This window comes from Actinophytocola sp. NPDC049390 (assembly GCF_044466355.1).
Lineage (GTDB): Bacteria > Actinomycetota > Actinomycetes > Mycobacteriales > Pseudonocardiaceae > Actinophytocola.
The window spans coordinates 242,187-260,370 of sequence record NZ_JBITMQ010000014.1 but is presented as its reverse complement, the minus strand read 5'-3'; the positions used below and the strand labels follow the sequence as shown (position 1 = coordinate 260,370).

Annotated in this window: 20 protein-coding genes; 2 read left to right on the top strand and 18 right to left on the bottom strand. The window is 71.7% G+C overall.

What is annotated here, in order from left to right; genetic code table 11:
* Positions 1–16: 16 nt before the first annotated feature.
* From ACIBVP_RS34560 to ACIBVP_RS34535, 6 genes are all read right to left on the bottom strand, one after another.
* Positions 17–955, bottom strand: coding sequence for a hypothetical protein (locus ACIBVP_RS34560; protein WP_396110646.1), 939 nt, complete (start codon positions 953–955; stop codon positions 17–19).
* Positions 956–1,528 carry a sigma-70 family RNA polymerase sigma factor gene (locus tag ACIBVP_RS34555; RefSeq protein WP_396110645.1) on the bottom strand — a complete coding sequence of 191 codons (573 nt, stop codon included), beginning with the start codon at positions 1,526–1,528 and terminating at the stop codon, positions 956–958. It lies immediately after the preceding gene.
* 140 nt (positions 1,529–1,668) lie between these two features.
* On the bottom strand, positions 1,669–2,175 hold the full coding sequence (locus ACIBVP_RS34550; RefSeq protein WP_396110644.1) for a hypothetical protein: 507 nt from the start codon (positions 2,173–2,175) through the stop codon (positions 1,669–1,671).
* A gap of 172 nt (positions 2,176–2,347) precedes the next feature.
* Entirely contained in the window at positions 2,348–2,944 is a 597-nt protein-coding gene (locus ACIBVP_RS34545; protein ID WP_133907713.1) for a response regulator transcription factor, read from the bottom strand.
* A gap of 121 nt (positions 2,945–3,065) precedes the next feature.
* On the bottom strand, positions 3,066–3,854 hold the full coding sequence (locus ACIBVP_RS34540; RefSeq protein ID WP_396110643.1) for a hypothetical protein: 789 nt from the start codon (positions 3,852–3,854) through the stop codon (positions 3,066–3,068).
* A gap of 124 nt (positions 3,855–3,978) precedes the next feature.
* Complete coding sequence (locus ACIBVP_RS34535) at positions 3,979–4,956, bottom strand: MerR family transcriptional regulator (protein WP_396110642.1); 978 nt, start codon at positions 4,954–4,956, stop codon at positions 3,979–3,981.
* Positions 4,957–5,178: 222 nt separating this feature from the next.
* Between ACIBVP_RS34535 and ACIBVP_RS34530 the strand changes: the two genes are divergently transcribed.
* Positions 5,179–5,478 carry a WhiB family transcriptional regulator gene (locus ACIBVP_RS34530; protein WP_396110641.1) on the top strand — a complete coding sequence of 100 codons (300 nt, stop codon included), beginning with the start codon at positions 5,179–5,181 and terminating at the stop codon, positions 5,476–5,478.
* A 78-nt stretch (positions 5,479–5,556) separates the two neighbouring features.
* On the opposite strand, the gene groL is transcribed toward ACIBVP_RS34530, so the two are convergent.
* Entirely contained in the window at positions 5,557–7,200 is a 1,644-nt protein-coding gene (groL, locus tag ACIBVP_RS34525; RefSeq protein ID WP_396110640.1) for a chaperonin GroEL, read from the bottom strand.
* 80 nt (positions 7,201–7,280) lie between these two features.
* Positions 7,281–7,574, bottom strand: coding sequence for a co-chaperone GroES (gene groES / locus ACIBVP_RS34520; RefSeq protein WP_396110639.1), 294 nt, complete (start codon positions 7,572–7,574; stop codon positions 7,281–7,283).
* 372 nt (positions 7,575–7,946) lie between these two features.
* On the opposite strand from groES, the gene ACIBVP_RS34515 reads away from it, so the two are divergent.
* The gene (locus tag ACIBVP_RS34515; RefSeq protein ID WP_396110638.1) at positions 7,947–9,860 is read left to right on the top strand and encodes an N-acetylmuramoyl-L-alanine amidase; all 1,914 of its coding nucleotides are present in this window, start codon (positions 7,947–7,949) and stop codon (positions 9,858–9,860) included.
* A 70-nt stretch (positions 9,861–9,930) separates the two neighbouring features.
* Here the strand turns inward: ACIBVP_RS34515 and ACIBVP_RS34510 are convergent, their stop codons facing one another.
* From ACIBVP_RS34510 to ACIBVP_RS34465, 10 genes are read right to left on the bottom strand one after another with little or no spacing between them, the layout of a single operon-like run.
* Entirely contained in the window at positions 9,931–10,248 is a 318-nt protein-coding gene (locus ACIBVP_RS34510) for a DUF4873 domain-containing protein (RefSeq protein ID WP_396110637.1), read from the bottom strand.
* 5 nt (positions 10,249–10,253) lie between these two features.
* Positions 10,254–11,144, bottom strand: coding sequence for a TIGR01777 family oxidoreductase (locus ACIBVP_RS34505; protein WP_396110636.1), 891 nt, complete (start codon positions 11,142–11,144; stop codon positions 10,254–10,256).
* A 17-nt stretch (positions 11,145–11,161) separates the two neighbouring features.
* Positions 11,162–12,199 carry a tRNA (adenosine(37)-N6)-threonylcarbamoyltransferase complex transferase subunit TsaD gene (gene tsaD, locus ACIBVP_RS34500; protein ID WP_396110635.1) on the bottom strand — a complete coding sequence of 346 codons (1,038 nt, stop codon included), beginning with the start codon at positions 12,197–12,199 and terminating at the stop codon, positions 11,162–11,164.
* The gene (rimI, locus tag ACIBVP_RS34495; RefSeq protein ID WP_396110633.1) at positions 12,196–12,681 is read right to left on the bottom strand and encodes a ribosomal protein S18-alanine N-acetyltransferase; all 486 of its coding nucleotides are present in this window, start codon (positions 12,679–12,681) and stop codon (positions 12,196–12,198) included. The genes tsaD and rimI overlap by 4 nt, the downstream gene beginning before the upstream one ends.
* Positions 12,681–13,340, bottom strand: a complete 660-nt coding sequence (gene tsaB, locus ACIBVP_RS34490; protein WP_396110631.1) for a tRNA (adenosine(37)-N6)-threonylcarbamoyltransferase complex dimerization subunit type 1 TsaB — start codon at positions 13,338–13,340, stop codon at positions 12,681–12,683. Before tsaB ends, rimI begins: the two co-directional genes overlap by 1 nt.
* An 11-nt stretch (positions 13,341–13,351) precedes the next feature.
* Complete coding sequence (locus ACIBVP_RS34485; RefSeq protein ID WP_396110630.1) at positions 13,352–14,053, bottom strand: HAD family hydrolase; 702 nt, start codon at positions 14,051–14,053, stop codon at positions 13,352–13,354.
* A 10-nt stretch (positions 14,054–14,063) separates the two neighbouring features.
* Positions 14,064–14,528: a tRNA (adenosine(37)-N6)-threonylcarbamoyltransferase complex ATPase subunit type 1 TsaE gene (gene tsaE / locus ACIBVP_RS34480; protein ID WP_396110629.1), complete on the bottom strand. Its 465-nt coding sequence runs from the start codon at positions 14,526–14,528 to the stop codon at positions 14,064–14,066.
* Positions 14,525–15,601: an alpha/beta fold hydrolase gene (locus ACIBVP_RS34475; protein WP_396110628.1), complete on the bottom strand. Its 1,077-nt coding sequence runs from the start codon at positions 15,599–15,601 to the stop codon at positions 14,525–14,527. Before ACIBVP_RS34475 ends, tsaE begins: the two co-directional genes overlap by 4 nt.
* Complete coding sequence (gene alr, locus ACIBVP_RS34470; RefSeq protein WP_396110627.1) at positions 15,598–16,728, bottom strand: alanine racemase; 1,131 nt, start codon at positions 16,726–16,728, stop codon at positions 15,598–15,600. Before alr ends, ACIBVP_RS34475 begins: the two co-directional genes overlap by 4 nt.
* A gap of 13 nt (positions 16,729–16,741) precedes the next feature.
* Positions 16,742–18,184, bottom strand: a complete 1,443-nt coding sequence (locus ACIBVP_RS34465) for an NAD(P)H-hydrate dehydratase (protein WP_396110626.1) — start codon at positions 18,182–18,184, stop codon at positions 16,742–16,744.

Here is an 18,184-nt window from a genome sequence, read left to right as displayed (position 1 = left end):
GCAGCGTACCCGTGCGTCAGTTCGCCGCACCGGCGCCCGCGTCGGCGACCTCGCCCTCGACGTTGGCCGGCTCGCCACCACCGGCGGGCTCGCCGCCGGGCTCGCCGCTGCTCGTGCCCGGGTTCTCGCTGCGCGGCGGCTCGGAGGTGGTCTCCGTGGTCGGCGTCGTCGACGTCGCGCTCTCCTGCGGCGGAGTGCTCGGCGAGGTCGTGGCGGGCGGGTTGGGTGCCGGGGCGTCGGACGAACCCTCACCGTCGGAGCTGCCGGTGCCGGGGTCGGGCTGGGTCGACGGGTCGGGGCTCGGCGGCGGTCCCGCCTCACCGGACGGGCTGCCGGGCAGCTGGGCCATCAGCGACCGGTGCTGCGCGACGAGCTCGTCCTTGCCGTCCTCGTTCATGACGGTGGGCAGGGCCTCGTTCGCGTCTTCGAGCTTGGACTTGGCCACCTCGAGGTTGCCCTCGGTGAGCGCCGCCTTCGCCTGCGCGAGGTCCTGCTTGACGGTCTGCGCGGCCTCGACCGAGCGGGCGCGCTCGGCGTAGAGGACCTTGGAAAGTGCCCAGAGGGTGTCGCCGGGCTGGGCGTCCTTGGCCGCGAGGCCGACCCCCGCGAAGGCGATGGCCAGCACGGCAGCGGCGGCGGCGAGCGGCACGAGCAGGCGCGGCCTGCGCTTGCGGCGCATCCTGGCGGCCTGCACGGTCACGGTCGCGAGCTTGGTGTCGACCAGCTCGCCGACGGGCTCGGAGTCCACGTCCCGGCGCCACGACATGAGGAGCTCGGTCAGCTGCTCGTCACCGAACTCGCCGAACGGGTCGTCGGCGTCGTCGAGGTGGACGCCGTTCAGCAGGTCGAGGTATTCGTCATCGGCGTGCACCAGTGCGAGGTCGATGGCCTCGGTGTCCGTGTTCTCGTCGAACTCGGCGAACTCGTGCTCGGCAGGATCTCTTCGATCACTCACTCAGACCACCTCCTCCGCTGACAGAGTCTTCCGCAACCGGGCCAGGGCCCGGTGTTGAGCCACCCGGACCGCGCCCGGGGTGGAGCCGATCGCCTCGGCCGTCTCCTCCGCCGACAGCCCGACGACCACCCTGAGCAGCACGATGTCACGCTGCTTGTCGGGTAGAACGTCGAGCAGGTCCTTCATCCGGCGAGACAGATCCTGCTGCATGGCACGCTGCTCCGGCCCGGCGTCGGTCTCGGGCTCATCGGGTACGTCGGCGACCGGCTCTGATCGGTTACGCCCGGCGGCACGATGGGCGTCAGCCACCTTGTGCGCGGCGATGCCGTACACGAACGCCAGGAAAGGTCGTCCCTGGTCGCGGTAGCTGGGCAAGGCCGTTAGCACCGCGAGACACACCTCCTGTGCGACGTCGTCCGCCGAAGCGAAGGATCGCTCCTGCCTGCCTACACGCGCGCGGCAATACCGCACGACGAGGGGCCGGATAGACGCAAGCACCCGGTCAATGGCGCGTGGATCGCCCTCGACGGCAGCGGCTACGGAAGCGTCCAGTCCGTCCCCCAATGTGGTCATCGCAGCGAGCAGCCTCAACGTTACGTGCAGGTACGGTCAGTTCCATGTCACACCCCGAGGGGACTGTGCCGTCACTCACGGAGGTGCCACCCACCGTACCGCGCAACACAATCCACCCTGTTCCGGCCAGGAGCGACACGTCAGAGTTCCCCCGCCTGGTCTAACCGCCACACACCGCCGTCCCTCACGAGGGTCAGCTCCATGCGGCTGCGCTCGACACGCGGCTGAGGCGTCTTCGTGTTGGTGACGCTCTGGTCGACGAACACCGCGACCACGGCTTTCTCGGTGTCGGCACGGACCACGCCCGCCGAACGGGCGGTGGCGGTGGCGATCGCCCGCGTCCGCGCCAGCTCGGGGCCCAGCTCCTCGGTCAACGCGCGGAGCTCGCCGGCGAACCGGTCCGTGGCACGGGCGGCGACGTGGCGGAAATTACCCCCGAGGTCGCGGTAGTCGTAGGTCGCGAGGTCTTCCGCGAGGAGGATGGCGTCCTGCCGGGCGGTCTCGACCGCGAGCGTCTGCTCCTCGAAGGAGTCCACGCGCTCCTGCAGGTCGGAGATCCGCAGCCATGCGGTCACGGCGCCGGACACCACGAACAGGGCGACGACGACCACGACGAGCGTCGAGGCCCTGGCCCACCACGGCCGCACGACGTACTCGTACTCACCCTCGTACTCGTCGTCGATCTCTACGTCCGCTGACCCCTCATCAGCGGTGGTGGGCCTGGCCGACCCATCCCTGTCGCCAGACCCAGCTCCACGCACTCCGGTCCCACCCGGTCCGGTCGTACCGGACCCACCGACTGAAGTCACACGGCAGAGCCTAGGAGACGAGCCCCCGGCGGAAGCCGTGCGCCACGGCCTGCGCCCGGTCCCGCACGCCGAGCTTGCGGAACAGGCGACGCGCGTGCGTCTTCACCGTGTCCTCGGACAGGTACAGCTCCCGCCCGATCTGACCGTTGCTCTTGCCCATGGCCATGCCGCGCAGCACCTGCAGCTCCCGGTCGGTGAGCTGGACACCGGGGTCGGACGGCTGTCGGGGCGCGGGCACCGAGGTGCTCGCCAGCGTGTGCGCGAGCGCGGCGACCAGCTCCGGACGCGAGGCGTCCCACCGCAGGTAACCACGTGCGCCACCGGCGATGGCGGCCGCGATGCTGCTGGCATCGTCCGGGGCGCCGAACACGATGACGTTCGCCGTCGGGTTCGCCGAGACCAGGCGGCGGGTGGCCTCCACACCGGTGGGAACCGCACGCTGGGTGCCGACGAGCACGACGTCGACCGGCGCACGGGAGAAGCGGGCGAGCAGCTCGTCACCGTGCGCTACGCAGTCGATGCGACTGACCCCTGGCACCGCGGACATGACACGGGTCAATCCCTCCCGCACACCGCGGCGGTCGTCGCAAATCAAGACCGTCGTCACGGGGACTCCTTCCTGCAGCCGAGTGACGTACTACTCCCTATCGGACGCTTCGGGGCGAACCTTGACACGATCTGGTGGTAAATCTGCTGACCAGTTCGCCCAGATGTCCGAGCGACCCTCGTCACCCGGTTGGGCCAGCGGGATCGGGTACCCACGGAGAGCGTTCTGCGAGCTCGCGCCCACGTGGATCGGTTCTCAGTAACAGACCGTGCAAGACCGTCGTCGCGTTACGGGTGTGCCTGGATGCCTCGGACGGGTCTACCTCGGCCAGCACCAGTGACGCGGGCCAGACCAGCGACGACAGGTGCAGTTCCGTAGCGTCGTCCCGCGCGCGGGTGACCAGCTTTCGTGCCATGACCGGTTCAGACGCGGCGAGCGCGGCACCGAGGACGATCTCCGACTTGATCCGGTGCCGGACGGCCTTCGCCGCCTCCGCCTCCGCGAGGGCGCGCTCGGCGTGCCCTCGGGCGGCTCCACCGGAGCTCAACTCGATCTCCGCCGAGACCCAACCGTGGCGGACCCTGGCGCGCCACGTGGTCAGCGGGACGCGGTCGCGGAGCCGCCGCGCCTCCGCGAGGTTGCCCGCGCCGACGGCGTCGGCGGCGAGGCCGAGGATGAGGTCGGCGCGCGCCTCGTCGGACCGGGCGGTGGCGAGGCCGCGCGCGTCGAGTGTCCGCGCGGCGGCGTGGCCGCCCAGCTGCCGGCGGTGGGAGGCGAGGGTCGCGGCGGCCAGGGCCGCCAGGTCGTCCTCGCGGTTCAGGAGGGGGTGGAGGAGCGTGGCCGCCCGGGCGTAGCGACCCTGCGCACCCAGGACCACCGCGGCCAGCCACCGGTCACGCGGACGCGGCGGCTCGGCGGCGACGGCGAGGTCGGGCCGGTCGCCGAACGCGGCCTGGTAGAGCGTGGTCACAGAACTCCCCCGGGTGTGGCGGTGGGGCGGCCTCCGCCCCACGGATGCCAGCGTATCGGCGACCACCGACAATCCTGGTGCCCTGAAAGACGCTTCAGGGCACCAGGAGTCCCGAAGGCGTCTTTCAGGGCATCGCGGTCCGCGCTCCGACCAGCGCCTCGATTCTCTCCACCGCGTCGGTGAGGTCTTCCAGGCGATCGACGCGGTCGGGCAGGTCGGTGGTGTACCAACCCGGGCCGCAGGCGAACAGCCGTACCCGCTGTCTCGTTCGCGGCACCTCGTCGAGCACCGACGCCTGTGCGTACCTCGGCAGCTGCGCCCACACCGCGACCGCCGCCGGGCCGGTTCGCCGGACCGCCGCCGCCAGCGCCGACGCGGGCAGCGCCGCACCCAGCATCTGTGTGCCGATGCCCTCGCGGGCGAGTGCCGCGCGCAGTACGTACAGGGGAAGGCTGTGCCGCTCGTCCGGTGCGCAGCACAGCAGCACCGGGCGCGGGTTCCTCGGTGCGGTCACCACCGGCGTCGCGCCGATCATGGCGGTCAGGGTGCACTCGTGGACGAGGTGCTCCACCTCGACGCACTCGCCCGACTGCTCCCACCTGCTCGCGAGCGCGGACAGCACCGGGCGCAGCACGTCGTTCCACACCGCGACCACGCCGAGCGCGTCGATGCTGTCCGCGATCAGCTGCTGGATGGCGACCGTGTCCATGGCCATCGCGGCGCGGGACAGGCCCAGTACCGTCGCCGAGCGGGTGCCGAACTCGCGCAGCAGCGACGGGCCGCCCTCCCTCGGCGCCACGACCTCGGGCGGCACCACCTCCGACGACCGCAGTGCGTACGAGGCGGCCTCCGCCGGGGTGGCGCCGCGCAGCAGCGCCTGCTGCATCAGCTCCAACCTGGCGATGTCCGCCTGCGTGTACCTGCGGTGCCTGCCCGTCGTGTGGGCGCGCGGCCCGATCCCGTAGCGGCGGTCCCAGGTCCGCAGCGTCGCGGGCGCCACCCCGAGCCTGCGGGCGACGGCCGCGACGGGGAGCGTCTCCTCGTCGTCGTGCCGGATCGCCGAACCGATGACCGCGTCCAGGACTCGGCCATGATCGCCCACGGACGCCTCCTTCGTCGCCACCCTCCCATCGTCGGGTGATCACCGGTGTCCGGCAACCGGATCGACGAACACGCTGCGTGGACGTGGTGAACCGATCGGCTGAAATGCCTGACCAATGAGTCGATCAGCCTTGAACAAGCATTGGCGCGGTTCTAGCGTTGGTTCCGCTGCACCGAATGGAGTAGCCGGTAGTGCGAACATCCGGCGAGGGAGGCGGTCACCATGGCGGACACTCGGAGGCTCCCGGGTCCGAACGCGGACGTGTGGGACTGGCAGCTCGAGGGTTCTTGCCGCGGCATGGACAGTGCGTTCTTTTTCCACCCGGACGGTGAACGCGGTCCGGCACGGGCTCGGCGCGAAGCGAGAGCGAAGGCGGTCTGCCAGGCCTGCCCCGTGCTGGAGATGTGCCGGCGCCACGCGCTCGCGGTGCACGAACCGTACGGGATCTGGGGTGGCCTCTCGGAGGGTGAGCGGGAAGCCATCATCAAGCTGGAGAAGCGGACGTTGGCCGTGGCCAACTAGCAGGGACTGCGGGAAACGACGAACGCCGCGTCCGGTCGGGGGAAGCGACCAGGACGCGGCGTTCGTTCGTGTACGGGGTCAGAAGCCCGGGCCGTGCCCGTGACCGTGACCGTGGCCGTGACCGCCCGCGGCGGCCTCCGGCTCCTCTTCCTTCTTCTCCACGACCGACGCCTCGGTGGTGAGCACCATCCGCGCGATCGACGCCGCGTTGGTGACCGCCGAGCGGGTGACCTTGACGGGGTCGACGACACCGTCGGCGACCAGGTCGCCGTAGGTCAGCTTCGCCGCGTTGAAGCCGTGGCCCCAGTCCAGGTCCTTGACCTTGGACACGACGACCGCGCCTTCGAGACCGGCGTTGATCGCGATCCACGCCATCGGCGCGGCCAGCGCCTCGCGCACCAGCTTCACACCGGTGGCGACGTCACCGTCGTGCTTCTCGGCGAGCGCGTCCAGCTCCTTGGCCACGTGCACCAGCGAGGAACCGCCGCCGGGCACGATGCCCTCCTCGACCGCGGCCTTCGTCGCGGCCACCGCGTCCTCGATGCGGTGCTTGCGCTCCGACAGCTCGGTCTCGGTGGCGGCGCCGACCTTGATCACCGCGACGCCGCCGGACAGCTTCGCCAGCCGCTCCTGCAGCTTCTCGCGGTCCCAGTCGGAGTCGGTGGCCTCGATCTCGCGGCGGATCTGCTCCGCGCGACCGGCCACGGCGTCCTTGGTGCCGCCGCCGTCGACGAGTGTGGTCTCGTCCTTGGTGACGACCACGCGCCGGGCGGTGCCCAGCACGTCGAGGTCGGCCTCGGACAGCTTCATGCCGACGTCGCTGGAGATGACGGTGCCGCCGGTGACGACCGCGAGGTCCTCCAGGAACGCCTTGCGGCGGTCACCGAAGTACGGCGCCTTGACGGCGACCGCGCGGATGGTCTTGCGGACCGAGTTGACCACCAGCGTCGACAGGGCCTCGCCCTCGACGTCCTCGGCGATGATCATGACCGGCTTGGAGGCCTGGGCGATCTTCTCGAGGATCGGCAGCAGGTCGTTCAGGGACGAGATCTTGTCCCGGTACAGCAGGACGTAGGTGTCCTCGAGGACCGCCTGCTGCGACTCGGGGTCGGTGACGAAGTACGCCGACGCGAACCCCTTGTCGAACTGCACACCCTCGGTGATGACGAGCTCGGTGGCCATCGTGGAGGACTCCTCCACGGTGATCACGCCGTCCTCGCCGACCTTCTCGATGGCCTCGCCGAGCAGCGCGCCGATGGACGCGTCACGGGAGGCCACGGTGCCGACCTGGGCCACGTTGTCGCGGCCCTTGACCGGGGTGGCCTTGGCCTTCAGCGCGTCGACGACGGCGTCGGCGGCGAGCTGGATGCCCTGGCCGAGCGCCATCGGGTTCGCACCGGCGGCGACGTTGCGCATGCCGACCCGGACCATGGCCTGCGCCAGGACGGTGGCCGTGGTGGTGCCGTCACCGGCGATGTCGTTGGTCTTGGTGGCGACGTTCTTCGCGAACTGGGCGCCGAGGTTCTCGAACGAGTCGTCCAGCTCGATCTCGCGGGCGATGGTGACGCCGTCGTTGGTCACGGTCGGCCCGCCGAACTTCTTGGCCAGCACCACGTGCCGGCCACGCGGACCAAGGGTGACCTTGACCGCGTCGGCGAGCTTGTTCACCCCGCGCTCGAGCGCACGACGAGCGTCCTCGTCGTAGCTGATCTGCTTGGGCATGTCCTACCTTTCTCGGACACACAGCGCCCCGGTACCCCCGGAACGGGGCCACCGGGGCGCTGTGTGACTAACGCCAGGCGTCAGTTGACGACGGCCAGCACGTCGCGGGCGGAGAGGATCAGGTAGTCCTCGCCGTTGTACTTGACCTCGGTGCCGCCGTACTTGGAGTAGATGACGACGTCGCCGACGTTCACGTCCAGCGGGACGCGGTTGCCGTTGTCGTCGATCCGGCCCGGGCCCACGGCCAGGACCTTGCCCTCCTGGGGCTTCTCCTTGGCAGTGTCCGGAATGACGAGGCCCGAGGCAGTCGTGGCCTCGGCCTCGCTCGCCTGGACAACGATCTTGTCCTCGAGCGGCTTGATGTTCACGCTCACCGCGATGACCTCCACGGGTCTTTCGAAAGCGTTGGCAGTTACCAGTGTTGCTTGCGGCTCCTGCCACCCCGCCGTCGCGGGTGCCGGGGCGGTGTCGGCGCCGTACGGTTGGCACTCTACCTACGCGACTGCTAACCGTGCAACGAGGGCCCCGGGGGTGTCGTCAGCCGACCCCTCCCGACCGGCTCGCCGCGGTCGCCCGCCGCGCGGTGAGCAGCGCGTCCGCCGGTGAGAGGACCAGGTCCCCGCGCTGTACCCGGCGTGGTCCGGGAGCTAATCACCAACTGAGCCGTTCGGACGTAAAGTATTGACCGCCAGGGCGTGCGGCACCAGAGTTGTGGCCTGCCGGAGTCGTCCGCCCAGGAGGTCGTCATGTCGAGATCGACGTCCCGCACGTTACTCATCGCCGCCGTCGCGGCCGGTCTAGCCGCCGGCATGTCGACCGCGGCGGCATCCCCGGGTACCGCACCACCGACCACACGGCAGGGGGCCTACGCGGCCGCCGCCGAGGAGTTCGGGGTGCCGGAAAGCGTGCTGCTCGGCGTGTCCTACCTCGAGTCGCGCTGGGACACCAACGCCGGCCTGCCCAGCACCAGCGCGGGCTACGGACCCATGCACCTCACCGACGTCGTCGCGGCGAACTCCGGTGGGACCCACCACGACGACGGCACCGAGGACCCGCGTGGCGACACCGCGCGGCCCATGCTCCCGCCGAGCCCGGGCGAACAGGACTTCTCCGCGCCGTCACTGCGGACCGTCGACGTCGCCGCGGACCTGATCGACGTGGACGCGGCCGTCCTGCGGTCCGACCCGGTGCAGAACATCCGCGGCGGCGCGGCACTGCTCGCCGAGTACCAGAGCGCACTCGGCGTCGACAGCGACGCGCCCGGCGACTGGTACGGCGCCGTCGCCAGGTACAGCGGCGCGGCCGACACGGCGTCGGCGCGGACGTTCGCGAACGAGGTCTTCACCACCATCGCGCAGGGCGTGTCCCGGGTGACCGACGACGGTCACCGGGTGTCGCTGCCCGCCACCCCGGTCGACCTGGACACCGCGCAGCTCGCCGACCTCGGGCTGCGCGCGACGGACACGAGCGAGACCGAGTGCCCTGCCGACCTCGGGTGCGAGTGGATCCCGGCGCCGTACGAGGCGTTCGGCGACGGCGACTACGGCAACCACGACAAGGCGAACCGGCCGGAGAGCCAGAAGATCAAGTACATCATCATCCACGACACCGAGGGCAGCTACGCCACGACGCTGCGGCTGGTGCAGGACCCGACGTACGTGAGCTGGCAGTACACGCTGCGGTCCGCCGACGGGCACATCGCGCAGCACGTGAAGGCCAAGGACGTCGCCTGGCACGCCGGCAACTGGTACGTCAACGCGAAGTCGATCGGCCTGGAGCACGAGGGCTTCGCGGCGAACGGCGCCTGGTACACCGAGGCGATGTACCGGACGTCGTCGAAGCTGGTGCGGTACCTGGCCGAGAAGTACGGGATCCCGCTCGACCGGCAGCACATCCTCGGGCACGACAACGTGCCGGGCACGATTCCGTCGACGGTGCGCGGGATGCACTGGGACCCGGGCCCGTACTGGGACTGGGCGCACTACTTCGAGCTGCTGGAGGCGCCGTTCCGGTCGACGGGCACGCACCGGACCGGGCTGGTGACGATCAGGCCGGACTACGCGACGAACAAGCCGGCGTTCACCGGGTGCGACGGGGCCGGGGTGCCGTGCGAGCCGCACGGTTCCGGCACGGTCGTGCTGCGGACCGAGCCGCGTGACGACGCCCCGCAGCTGACGGACATCGGGCTCCGACCGGACGGTTCGCCGGGCACGATGCACATCTCGGACCACTCGTCGCGCGGCGAGACCGGCCAGACGTTCGCGATCGCCGAGCGGCGCGGGCAGTGGGTCGCGGTGTGGTACCTGGGGCAGAAGGGCTGGCTGAAGTCGTCGGATGCCGTGTGGTCGGTGGGTTTCGTTGCCACGCCGAAGAAGGGGCGCGAGTCGATTCCCGTTTACGGGCGGGCGTACCCGGAGGCTTCCGCGTACCCGCCGGGGATTCCGCCGCAGGCCGTGACGCCGTTGCAGTACACGCTGTCCGCTGGGCAGAAGTACGCGGTGGGTCTGGTGGCGCCGTCGGAGTACTACCGGGCTGTCACGTATGACCCGACGAACCACACCGTTGTGCGCGGGGAGATGACGTACCTGCAGATCCAGTTCGGACACCGCGTGGCGTTCGTGAACGTCGACGACGTGGACGTGCGGTTGTCGTTCAGCTGACGTGAGACGGCCGCCGGCCCCCGGTTTCCACGCTACGGCAAGGGAACCGGGGGCCGGCGGCCGATCTGGGTCAGCTGCCCGCGGGCAGGTCCGCCAGGGACACCGGCACCTCGAAGGGCGGTCTGCTCGTTCCGCTGATGCGGTACCGGCCCCACGTGTCCGGATCGGACAACACGCCCTCCGCCGTGCCGAACGGTGTCCGCACCGACGCGGTCGGCTTGCGGCCCGCCGCCTTCTCCGTCACCTCGGCGTGCGGCTGGATGCGCCCGTACCAGTGGTAGCGGCCGTCCACCGGCTCGAAGTTGCCGCGGAGCGTGACCGTCACCGTCAGCTCGGCGCCGTCCAGGGTCAGGGTGGCCTCGCCCCGGTAGCCGTCCTCGTCGTCCACGGGCCTCATGTTACCCGAAGTAACAGGTTTTGCAGAGCCTCGCGGAGCGTCGGGTGCTCGAACTGGAAACCGCTGCTCAGCAGGCATTTCGGGAGAACCCGCGTGCTCGCCAGCAGCACCTCGTCCGCCAGGCCCGCGCCGAAGAACGCCCGCACCAGGCTCGGCGGCAACGCCAGGAACCTCGGCCTCGACAGCACCGACGCCAGCGTGTCCGCGTACTCGCGGTTCGTCACCGGGTTCGGGGACACGACGTTGACCGGCCCCGTCAGCGAGCCACCGAGCGTGTGGACGATCGCGCCCACCGCGTCGGACAGGGAAATCCAGCTCACCCACTGAGTTCCGCTGCCTGCGCGGATGCCCATGCCCCGGCGGAACATCGGCAGGAGGATGGCGAGCCCACCGGCCTCCAGCGACTGCAGCACCCCGACCCGCAGCCGCACCACCCGCAGCCCGGCATCGTCCGCGGGTGCGGCCGCCTTCTCCGCCGCCGCGTACACCGACGGCAGGAAACCCACGCCGGCCGGGCTTTCCTCCGTCAGCGAGTCGGCACCCCGGTCGCCGTAGAAGCCGGTCGCGGAGGCGCACAGGAGCGTCCTCGGGCCGTCCCGCATCTCCGCGAGAGCCGTCGCCAGCAGACGCGTTCCGTGCACCCTGGACTCGCGGATCGCCTCACGTTGGTGTGCGGTCCACTTGCCCACCAGCGGCTCGCCCACGAGGTGGACCACCGCCTCGACGCCACGCAGGCTGTCGGTGTCGACCTCGGGGAACCACAGCGCCTCGTCGTGGGCCTCCGGTCTCCTGCGCACCAGCCTGAGCACGTCGTGCCCGTCTGCCGCGAGCCTGCGCACCAGTGCGCCGCCGAGCAGACCGCTGGTTCCGGTGACCGCGATCCTCACCCGTACGAGCGTACGGGTCAGACCGCCACAGTGCCGACAGGCAGGCCCGGATTCGCCGACAGGTCCAAAGACGACGGCCGCACGTCCGCCTTCACCAGGTGCGCGCCGAGCGCCGCGATCATCGCGCCGTTGTCCGTGCACAGCCGGGGGCGCGGCACCCGCAGCGTGATCCCCGCCTCGGCACACCGTTCCGCTGCCAGAGTGGACAGACGGGAGTTCGCCGCCACCCCGCCGGAGACGACCATCGTCTCGATGTCGAGCTCGGTCGCGGCGCGGACGGCCTTCGCCGTCAGCACGTCCGCCACCGCCTCCTGGAACGACGCCGCCACGTCGTCGACCGGGATCTCCTGGCCGTCGCGGGCCTCCACCCAGCGGGCCACCGCGGTTTTCAGGCCCGAGAAGGAGAAGTCGAACCTCGCGTCCCGTGGCCCGGTCAGGCCGCGGGGGAAGCGGATCGCGTCCGGGTTGCCCCGGCGAGCGGCCTTGTCGATCGGCGGGCCGCCCGGGTAGGGCAGGCCGAGGATCCTGGCCACCTTGTCGTACGCCTCGCCCGCCGCGTCGTCGATGGTCGAGCCGACCTCGGTGATCTTCGTGGCCAGGTCGTCGACGCGCAGCAGCTGGGTGTGGCCACCGGAGACGAGCAGCGCCAGGCACGGCGACGGCAACGGACCGTGTTCGAGGGTGTCCGCCGCGACGTGGCCGGGCAGGTGGTTCGCGCCGTACAGCGGCACGTTCAGCGCCGCCGCGTACGCCTTCGCCGCCGACACCCCCACCAGCAGCGCACCGGCGAGGCCCGGCCCGCAGGTGACGGCGATGGCGTCCACGTCGGACAGCTCCAGCCGCGCGGTCTCGAACGCCCTGGTCACCGACGGCACCAACGCCTCGAGGTGCGCGCGGGACGCGACCTCGGGCACCACGCCGCCGAACCGCGCGTGCTGGTCGACGCTGGACGCGACCTCGTCGGCCAGCAGGGTCAGCGCACCGTCGGACTCGATGCGGACGAGCCCGATCCCGGTCTCGTCGCACGAGCTCTCGATGCCCAGAACAATGGTCATGTGGCCTCCTCGGCGACCCGTGCGGGGCGCGCCATGGTGTACGCGTCGGCGCCGGACGGCCAGTAGTACCTGCGCCGCATGCCGATCCTGGTGAAGCCGTGCGCCTCGTACAGGCCGATCGCGGCCGCGTTGTCGGTGCGCACCTCGAGGTAGACGGGCGCGGCGACGGCGTCGGCACGTGCCAGCAGCGCACGCAGCAGCGCCTTGCCGACGCCCTTGCCCTGCCAGCCTGGGTCGACACCGATCGTGTGCACGTTGGCCTCGGCGTTGCCCGGCCCGCCGAGCACGGAGATGCCCGCGTAGCCGACGAGCCCGACGGTCTCCACGTACGCGCCCACGTAGTGGTGGCCCGCGTCCAGCTCCGCCTGGAACGCCGACTCGCGCCACGGGTCGTCACCGGGGAACAGGATGGTCTCCAACTCGGCGCAGCGGGCGAGGTCCTCGCGCCGCAACGGTTCCAGCCGGAAGGTCACCGCCGACATCACCGTGCGGTCACCCGTTTGCGCGCGCCCGGCTCGACGGCGTCCGGGCGGCGGAGGTACAGGGGCACGAACGGGCGCGGCTTCGCGGCGGCCAGCACGTCGTCGCGGGCGGCACTGACGAGACCCAGCGGGGTCGGGTACTCCTGCCCGGTGTGCGGCAGCCCGAGGTCGTACAGGGTGGCGCCGTTGCCGGCCACCCGCGCCACCGACAGCGACGGGATCCGCTCGACCACGTCGACGGGCCGGTCCACCGACGGCCCCGTGACGCGCTTGGAGGCGGCGTCGTAGGCGGCCCAGTAGACCTCCTTGCGGCGGGCGTCGGAGGCGACCAGCAACGGGCCTTCGGAGTCGGCGGCGATCGCGTCCAGCGTGCACACCGGGTACACGGGCTTGGCGAGGGCCTGCCCCAGCGCGGCGGCGGTGGCCATGCCCGCCCGCAGCCCGGTGAACGGTCCGGGGCCGACACCGCAGACGATCGCGGCGACGTCGGCGAAGCCGCGGTCCGCCTCCGCCAGCGCGGTGAGGACGTGCGGCGTCAACAGCTCGCCGTGCGCCTTGGCGTCGATCGTGACGCACTCGGCCAGGACGAGCATCTCCTCGACGTTCACGACCCCGGCGGTGACGGCGGGGGTCGCGGTGTCCACCGCGATGACCAGCACGGCGCCCAAGCCTAACCGCGCCAGCGTTCCACCACTTCAGGGAGGTCCGTCAGGCGCTGGATGACCGCGTCGGGCTCCACGTCGACGGGCACCCTCTGGTACTCCGGGATGTCGCTGTGCGGCACGAGAACGGCCCGCATGCCGACCGACTTGGCGCCCGAGATGTCGTCGTAGAGCCGGTCGCCGACGTACACGCAGTCCGCCGGGTCGTCGACGCCGACCGCGTGCATGGCGGCCAGGAAGGCCTCCGCGTGCGGCTTCGTGTACGTCAGGTCAGAGCTCCACACGAGCGCGTCGAACAGGTGCAGCACGCCGTCGCGGCGCAGCACCTCCTCGTGCCACTCCCTCGGCCACGGCGTCGACGAGAGGACGCCCAGCCGCAGGCCCTTCTCCTTCAGCGCGTGCACCGTGGGCGCGACGTCGGGGTCGGTGTAGGTCGACGGGTCCCAGAACGTGCGGTAGGCGGCCATCCCGTCGTCGTGGTGCGGTGCCCCCGCCGCGGCCAGGACCTGGGCCAACGTGAACGCCTTGTGGTGGTCGCGGGCGACCGTCCAGTGCTGTTCCTCCGCGGCCACGATGGCCTGGGCGACGCGGGCTGCCTGCGCTTCGTCGCCCGGGTGTAAGTGGTCCGCGTAGCTGCGCCAAGCGGCGACGTAGTCGACGGGATACCAGGGGGTGAGCGTGCCACCCCAATCGAAGATCACCGCACGCATACCATCCAGATTACGTCGACCAGCGCTTTTCCCAAGAGCCTGACGGAGTCACCTCAGCCAGCCTGGAATCGTCCTCCCGGCGGATCAAGTTCACGAGAAGGTGGTCCTCGGACAGCCTCGTGCCCGGTTCGCCCCATTCGATGACGACCGCCGCCTCCACCAGTTCGGTGTCCAGGTCCAGGTCGTCGAGCTGCGCGAAGTCGTCACCGAGGCGGTAGGCGTCGACGTGCACGAGCGGGATGCCGCGGCCACCGGGAGCCGGCCGGTGCTCGCGGGCGATGATGAACGTGGGGGAACTCACGCGGCCCTCCACGCCCAGGCCCTCCGCGATGCCCTTCGCCATGACCGTCTTGCCCGCGCCGAGCGGACCGGTCAGCAGCACCAGGTCACCGGGTTCGAGCAGGCCGCCGATATGCCTGCCGAACCGCAGGGTGTCGCTCTCCGTGAGCAGTTCCTCGTGCGTCACCTTGTTCATCCGCGCCGCCACCACCGTTTCCGGCCCTCCTCCCGTCCGTACGCGCACTGCTGCAGCAGCATCACCAGGTGGTCGTTGACCAGCTGCGGCTGTTCGAGCATCACCATGTGTCCGGCCCCGCGCACCCGCACCAGCTCGGCGTCGGGCAGCTCCCGCGCGATCCGTTCCGCGTGCGAGAACTGCGTCATCCGGTCCGCGTCGCCACTCAGCACCAGCACGTGCGTGTGCTTGAGACCGGCGAGCGCGGCGTACCGGTTGTGGGTACCGAGGGTGTCGATGAAGTCGGCGAGCACCCGCACCGGGTTGGCGTCGATCAGCTCCATCGTGAGGTCCACGAGCGCCGCGTCCACGTCCTTCGCGCCGAACGCCAGCGACCGCACGGCCCTGCGTGTGAGCCGGCCGCCCGCTGCGCGGGCGAACTCGACGAGCCCCGGCTGCCAGTCGGCGAGCCTGCCGATGTTGCGGGTCACCGGGTTCCAGCGGGACAGCAGCGGCCGCGGCAGGCCGCGTTTGCCCACCTCACCGGCGGAGGTGCCGACGAGCGCGACGCCGTACACCTGCTCCTCGAAGAGGTCCGGCCGCTGCTCGGCCAGCGCCATGATCGTCATGCCGCCCATGGAGTGGCCGACGAGCACGATCGGGCCGTCGAGCTTGTTCAGCACCTCGCCGAGGTCGCGGCCGAGCTGCTCGATGGTGCTGGACGCCTCGTTCGCGCGGCCGGAGCGGCCGTGGCTGCGCTGGTCGTACAGGACCTGGCGGACGCGGGGCTCGGTGAGGCGGGCCAGCGCCTTGCGCTGGAAGTGCCATGAGCGGCGGTCGAGCGCGAAGCCGTGCACGAACACCACGGTCAGCGCGGGCCTGCCGCCGTCGGCCGGGTCGACCTCCTCGACGGACAGCTCGATGCCGTCCTCGGTGATCACCGTGAACTCGCGGTCCGGGCGCAGGGTGCCGAGCTTCTCGACGGGCTCGTGGTCGTGCTTGCGCCGCGCCACGCCGACAGCGATGGCCGTGCCCGCGGCGGCGACCCCGATGGCGCCGCCGATGAGCGCGCCGACCTTGCGGGACACCGTCACCGGTAGCTCCTGGTGACGCGGGGCCGGTACATGCCGGTGACGATCTCGTAGTCGATGGTGCCGAGCGTGTTCGCCCACTCGGTGGCGGTCGGCTCGCCGCGGGTGCCCGCGCCGAACAGGACGACCTCCTCGCCCGGCGTCACCGCGTCGTCACCGCAGTCGATCACGATCTGGTCCATGCAGACGCGGCCGACGATCGGGCGCCGCCTGCCCGCGAGCCACACGTCCATCCGGTTCGACAGGCCGCGGGAGACGCCGTCCGCGTAGCCGACCGGGACGAGCGCGAGCGTGGTGTCACGGTCGGTGGTCCACGTCTGTCCATAGGAGACGGACTCGCCCGCGTCGATCCGCTTCGTGAGCGCGACCGTCGACCGGAACGTCATGGCCGGTTTGAGGTTCTCCTTGTACGGCAACGGGTTCAGCCCGTACATGGCGATGCCGACGCGGACCATGTCGAAGTGCAGGTCCGGCCGGTCGAGGGTGGCGGCGGAGTTCGCGAGGTGGCGCATGGGGTGCAGACCCGCCGCCCTCGCGACCTCGTAGGCGTCCGCGAACCGCGCGGCCTGCAGGTCGTTCGCGGGGTGGCCGGGTTCGTCGGCGCACGCCAGGTGCGACCAGACGGCGACGACCTCGACGTGCCCGTCCGACTGCGCCTTGGCCGCGTTCTCGACGAGGTCGGGCCAGTCGCCGGGCGGGCAGCCGTTGCGGCACAACCCGGTGTCGATCTTCAGGTGGACGCGGGCAGTCCTGCCCACCCGGCGGGCGGCCCCGGCGATCGCGGCGAGTTCAGCGCTGCTCGACGCCGACAGGTCGACATCGGCCTCGACGCCGGGGGCGAAGTCGGTCCCGGGGACGTCGAGCCAGCTGAGGATGCGGGACGTGACGCCGCCTTCGCGCAGGTCGAGGGCCTCGGCGAGGGAGCACGAGCCGAGCCAGGTCGCCCCGGCGTCGAGCGCCGCGCGGGCGACGGGCAGGGCACCGTGGCCGTAGCCGTCGGCCTTGACGACGGCCATCGTGACGGCGCCGCTCGCCCGGGCGGCGAGCAGCGCGACGTTGTGGCGGATGGCGTCGAGGTCGACGACCACCTCAGCCCGGGGAGACGGCTGATCAGGCATGACGGTGTTCATGGTCCCACACGATTCAGATCGTCCCGACGGATGCGCGGACCGCGCGGATGGCCGCCGGGATGGCCTGCTGGATCGCGGACGCCGGGGCCGGGGCGCCGTCGGCGGCCAGTTCGGCGGCGCGGACGTGCAGCCACGCGGCGCAGCCCGCTGCCAGCCACGGGTCCAGTCCGCTCGCCAGCAGCGCGCCGATCAGGCCGGTCAGCACATCCCCGGAACCGGCCGTGGCCAGCCACGACGACGTGGCCGCGTTCACCAGCGTCCGGCCGTCCGGGGCGGCGACCACCGTGGCGTTGCCCTTCAGCAGCACCACCACGTCCAGGCGTTTCGCCAGCGCGCGGGCCGCGGCCACCCGGTCCGCGCCCAGTTCGATGCCGAGCGGGTCGGCGATGCGGGCGAACTCACGTGCGTGCGGGGTCAGGACCACCGGCACGTCCGGGTCGCGGGCGTCCCACAGCGACGGGGTCGACGCCAGCAACGTGATCCCGTCCGCGTCCACACACGTCGGGACGGCGTCGTCGAACACGGCGGTCAGCACGTCCCGGCCCACCTGGCCGGTGCCCAGGCCCGGGCCCACGACCCACGCCTGCACCCGGCCCGCGTCCTCGACCGTGCCCGTCGCGATCAGCTCCGGCCAGCGGCCCCGCACCTCGTCGGCCGCCCAGCCCGCGTACCGGACCATGCCGGACGTCGCCAGCACCGCCGCACCCGACGACAGCACGGCCGCGCCCGGGTACGTCGCCGAACCGGCCGCGACACCCGTGACGCCCTGCGTGTACTTGTCGTCCGCCGGGCCCGGGACGCGCCACGCGAAGGCCACGTCGTCGGCGTCGAGGGTGATCAGGTCCGGGTCCGGCAGCTCGGGCCCCAGCCCGATGTCGACCAGGTGCACCTCGCCGCAGTGCCCGGTGTTGAGCACGTGCACCGGCTTGTGGGCGCCGAACGTGACCGTCACGTCCGCGCGCACGGCGGGCCCGTCGACCGCGCCCGTGTTCGGGTCGACGCCGCTCGGCAGGTCGACCGCCAGGATCGGCGCACGGACCTGGTCGACGAGCGCGGCCGCCGCCGGGCGGAGCGATCCGCGCGCGGACAGACCCACGATGCCGTCGACGACCAGGTCCGGGTCGCCGAGTTCGGCGGACACTCGCCCGCCTGCCTTGCGGAACGCCGCGAGCCCGGCCGCGTGTGCGCGGTCCGGAGCGAGCAGCACCGCCGTCACCGCCACGGCGCGCCGCCGCAGGAACGCACCCGCCCACAACGCGTCGCCGCCGTTGTTGCCCGCGCCGACCAGCAGCGTCACGCGCCGACCGGCCGTGCCGCCGGTCAGGTCGCGCAACATCGACGCCGCCACCGCGGCGACGCCGAACGCCGCCCTGCGCATCAGCGCGCCCTCGGGGGTGCGCGCCAGCAGCCGGTCCTCGGCGGCCCTGACCTGCTCGGTCGTCCACACCCCCCGCAC

Coding starts and splice junctions, on each gene's coding strand:
- ACIBVP_RS34555 (WP_396110645.1), bottom strand. CDS start 1,528: ATGACCACATTGGGGGACGGACTGGACGCTTCCGTAGCCGCTGCCGTC.
- tsaE (WP_396110629.1), bottom strand. CDS start 14,528: ATGAACAAGGTGACGCACGAGGAACTGCTCACGGAGAGCGACACCCTG.
- ACIBVP_RS34515 (WP_396110638.1), top strand. CDS start 7,947: ATGTCGAGATCGACGTCCCGCACGTTACTCATCGCCGCCGTCGCGGCC.
- rimI (WP_396110633.1), bottom strand. CDS start 12,681: ATGTCGGCGGTGACCTTCCGGCTGGAACCGTTGCGGCGCGAGGACCTC.
- ACIBVP_RS34485 (WP_396110630.1), bottom strand. CDS start 14,053: ATGCGTGCGGTGATCTTCGATTGGGGTGGCACGCTCACCCCCTGGTAT.
- ACIBVP_RS34530 (WP_396110641.1), top strand. CDS start 5,179: ATGGCGGACACTCGGAGGCTCCCGGGTCCGAACGCGGACGTGTGGGAC.
- alr (WP_396110627.1), bottom strand. CDS start 16,728: ATGAACACCGTCATGCCTGATCAGCCGTCTCCCCGGGCTGAGGTGGTC.
- tsaD (WP_396110635.1), bottom strand. CDS start 12,199: ATGACCATTGTTCTGGGCATCGAGAGCTCGTGCGACGAGACCGGGATC.
- groL (WP_396110640.1), bottom strand. CDS start 7,200: ATGCCCAAGCAGATCAGCTACGACGAGGACGCTCGTCGTGCGCTCGAG.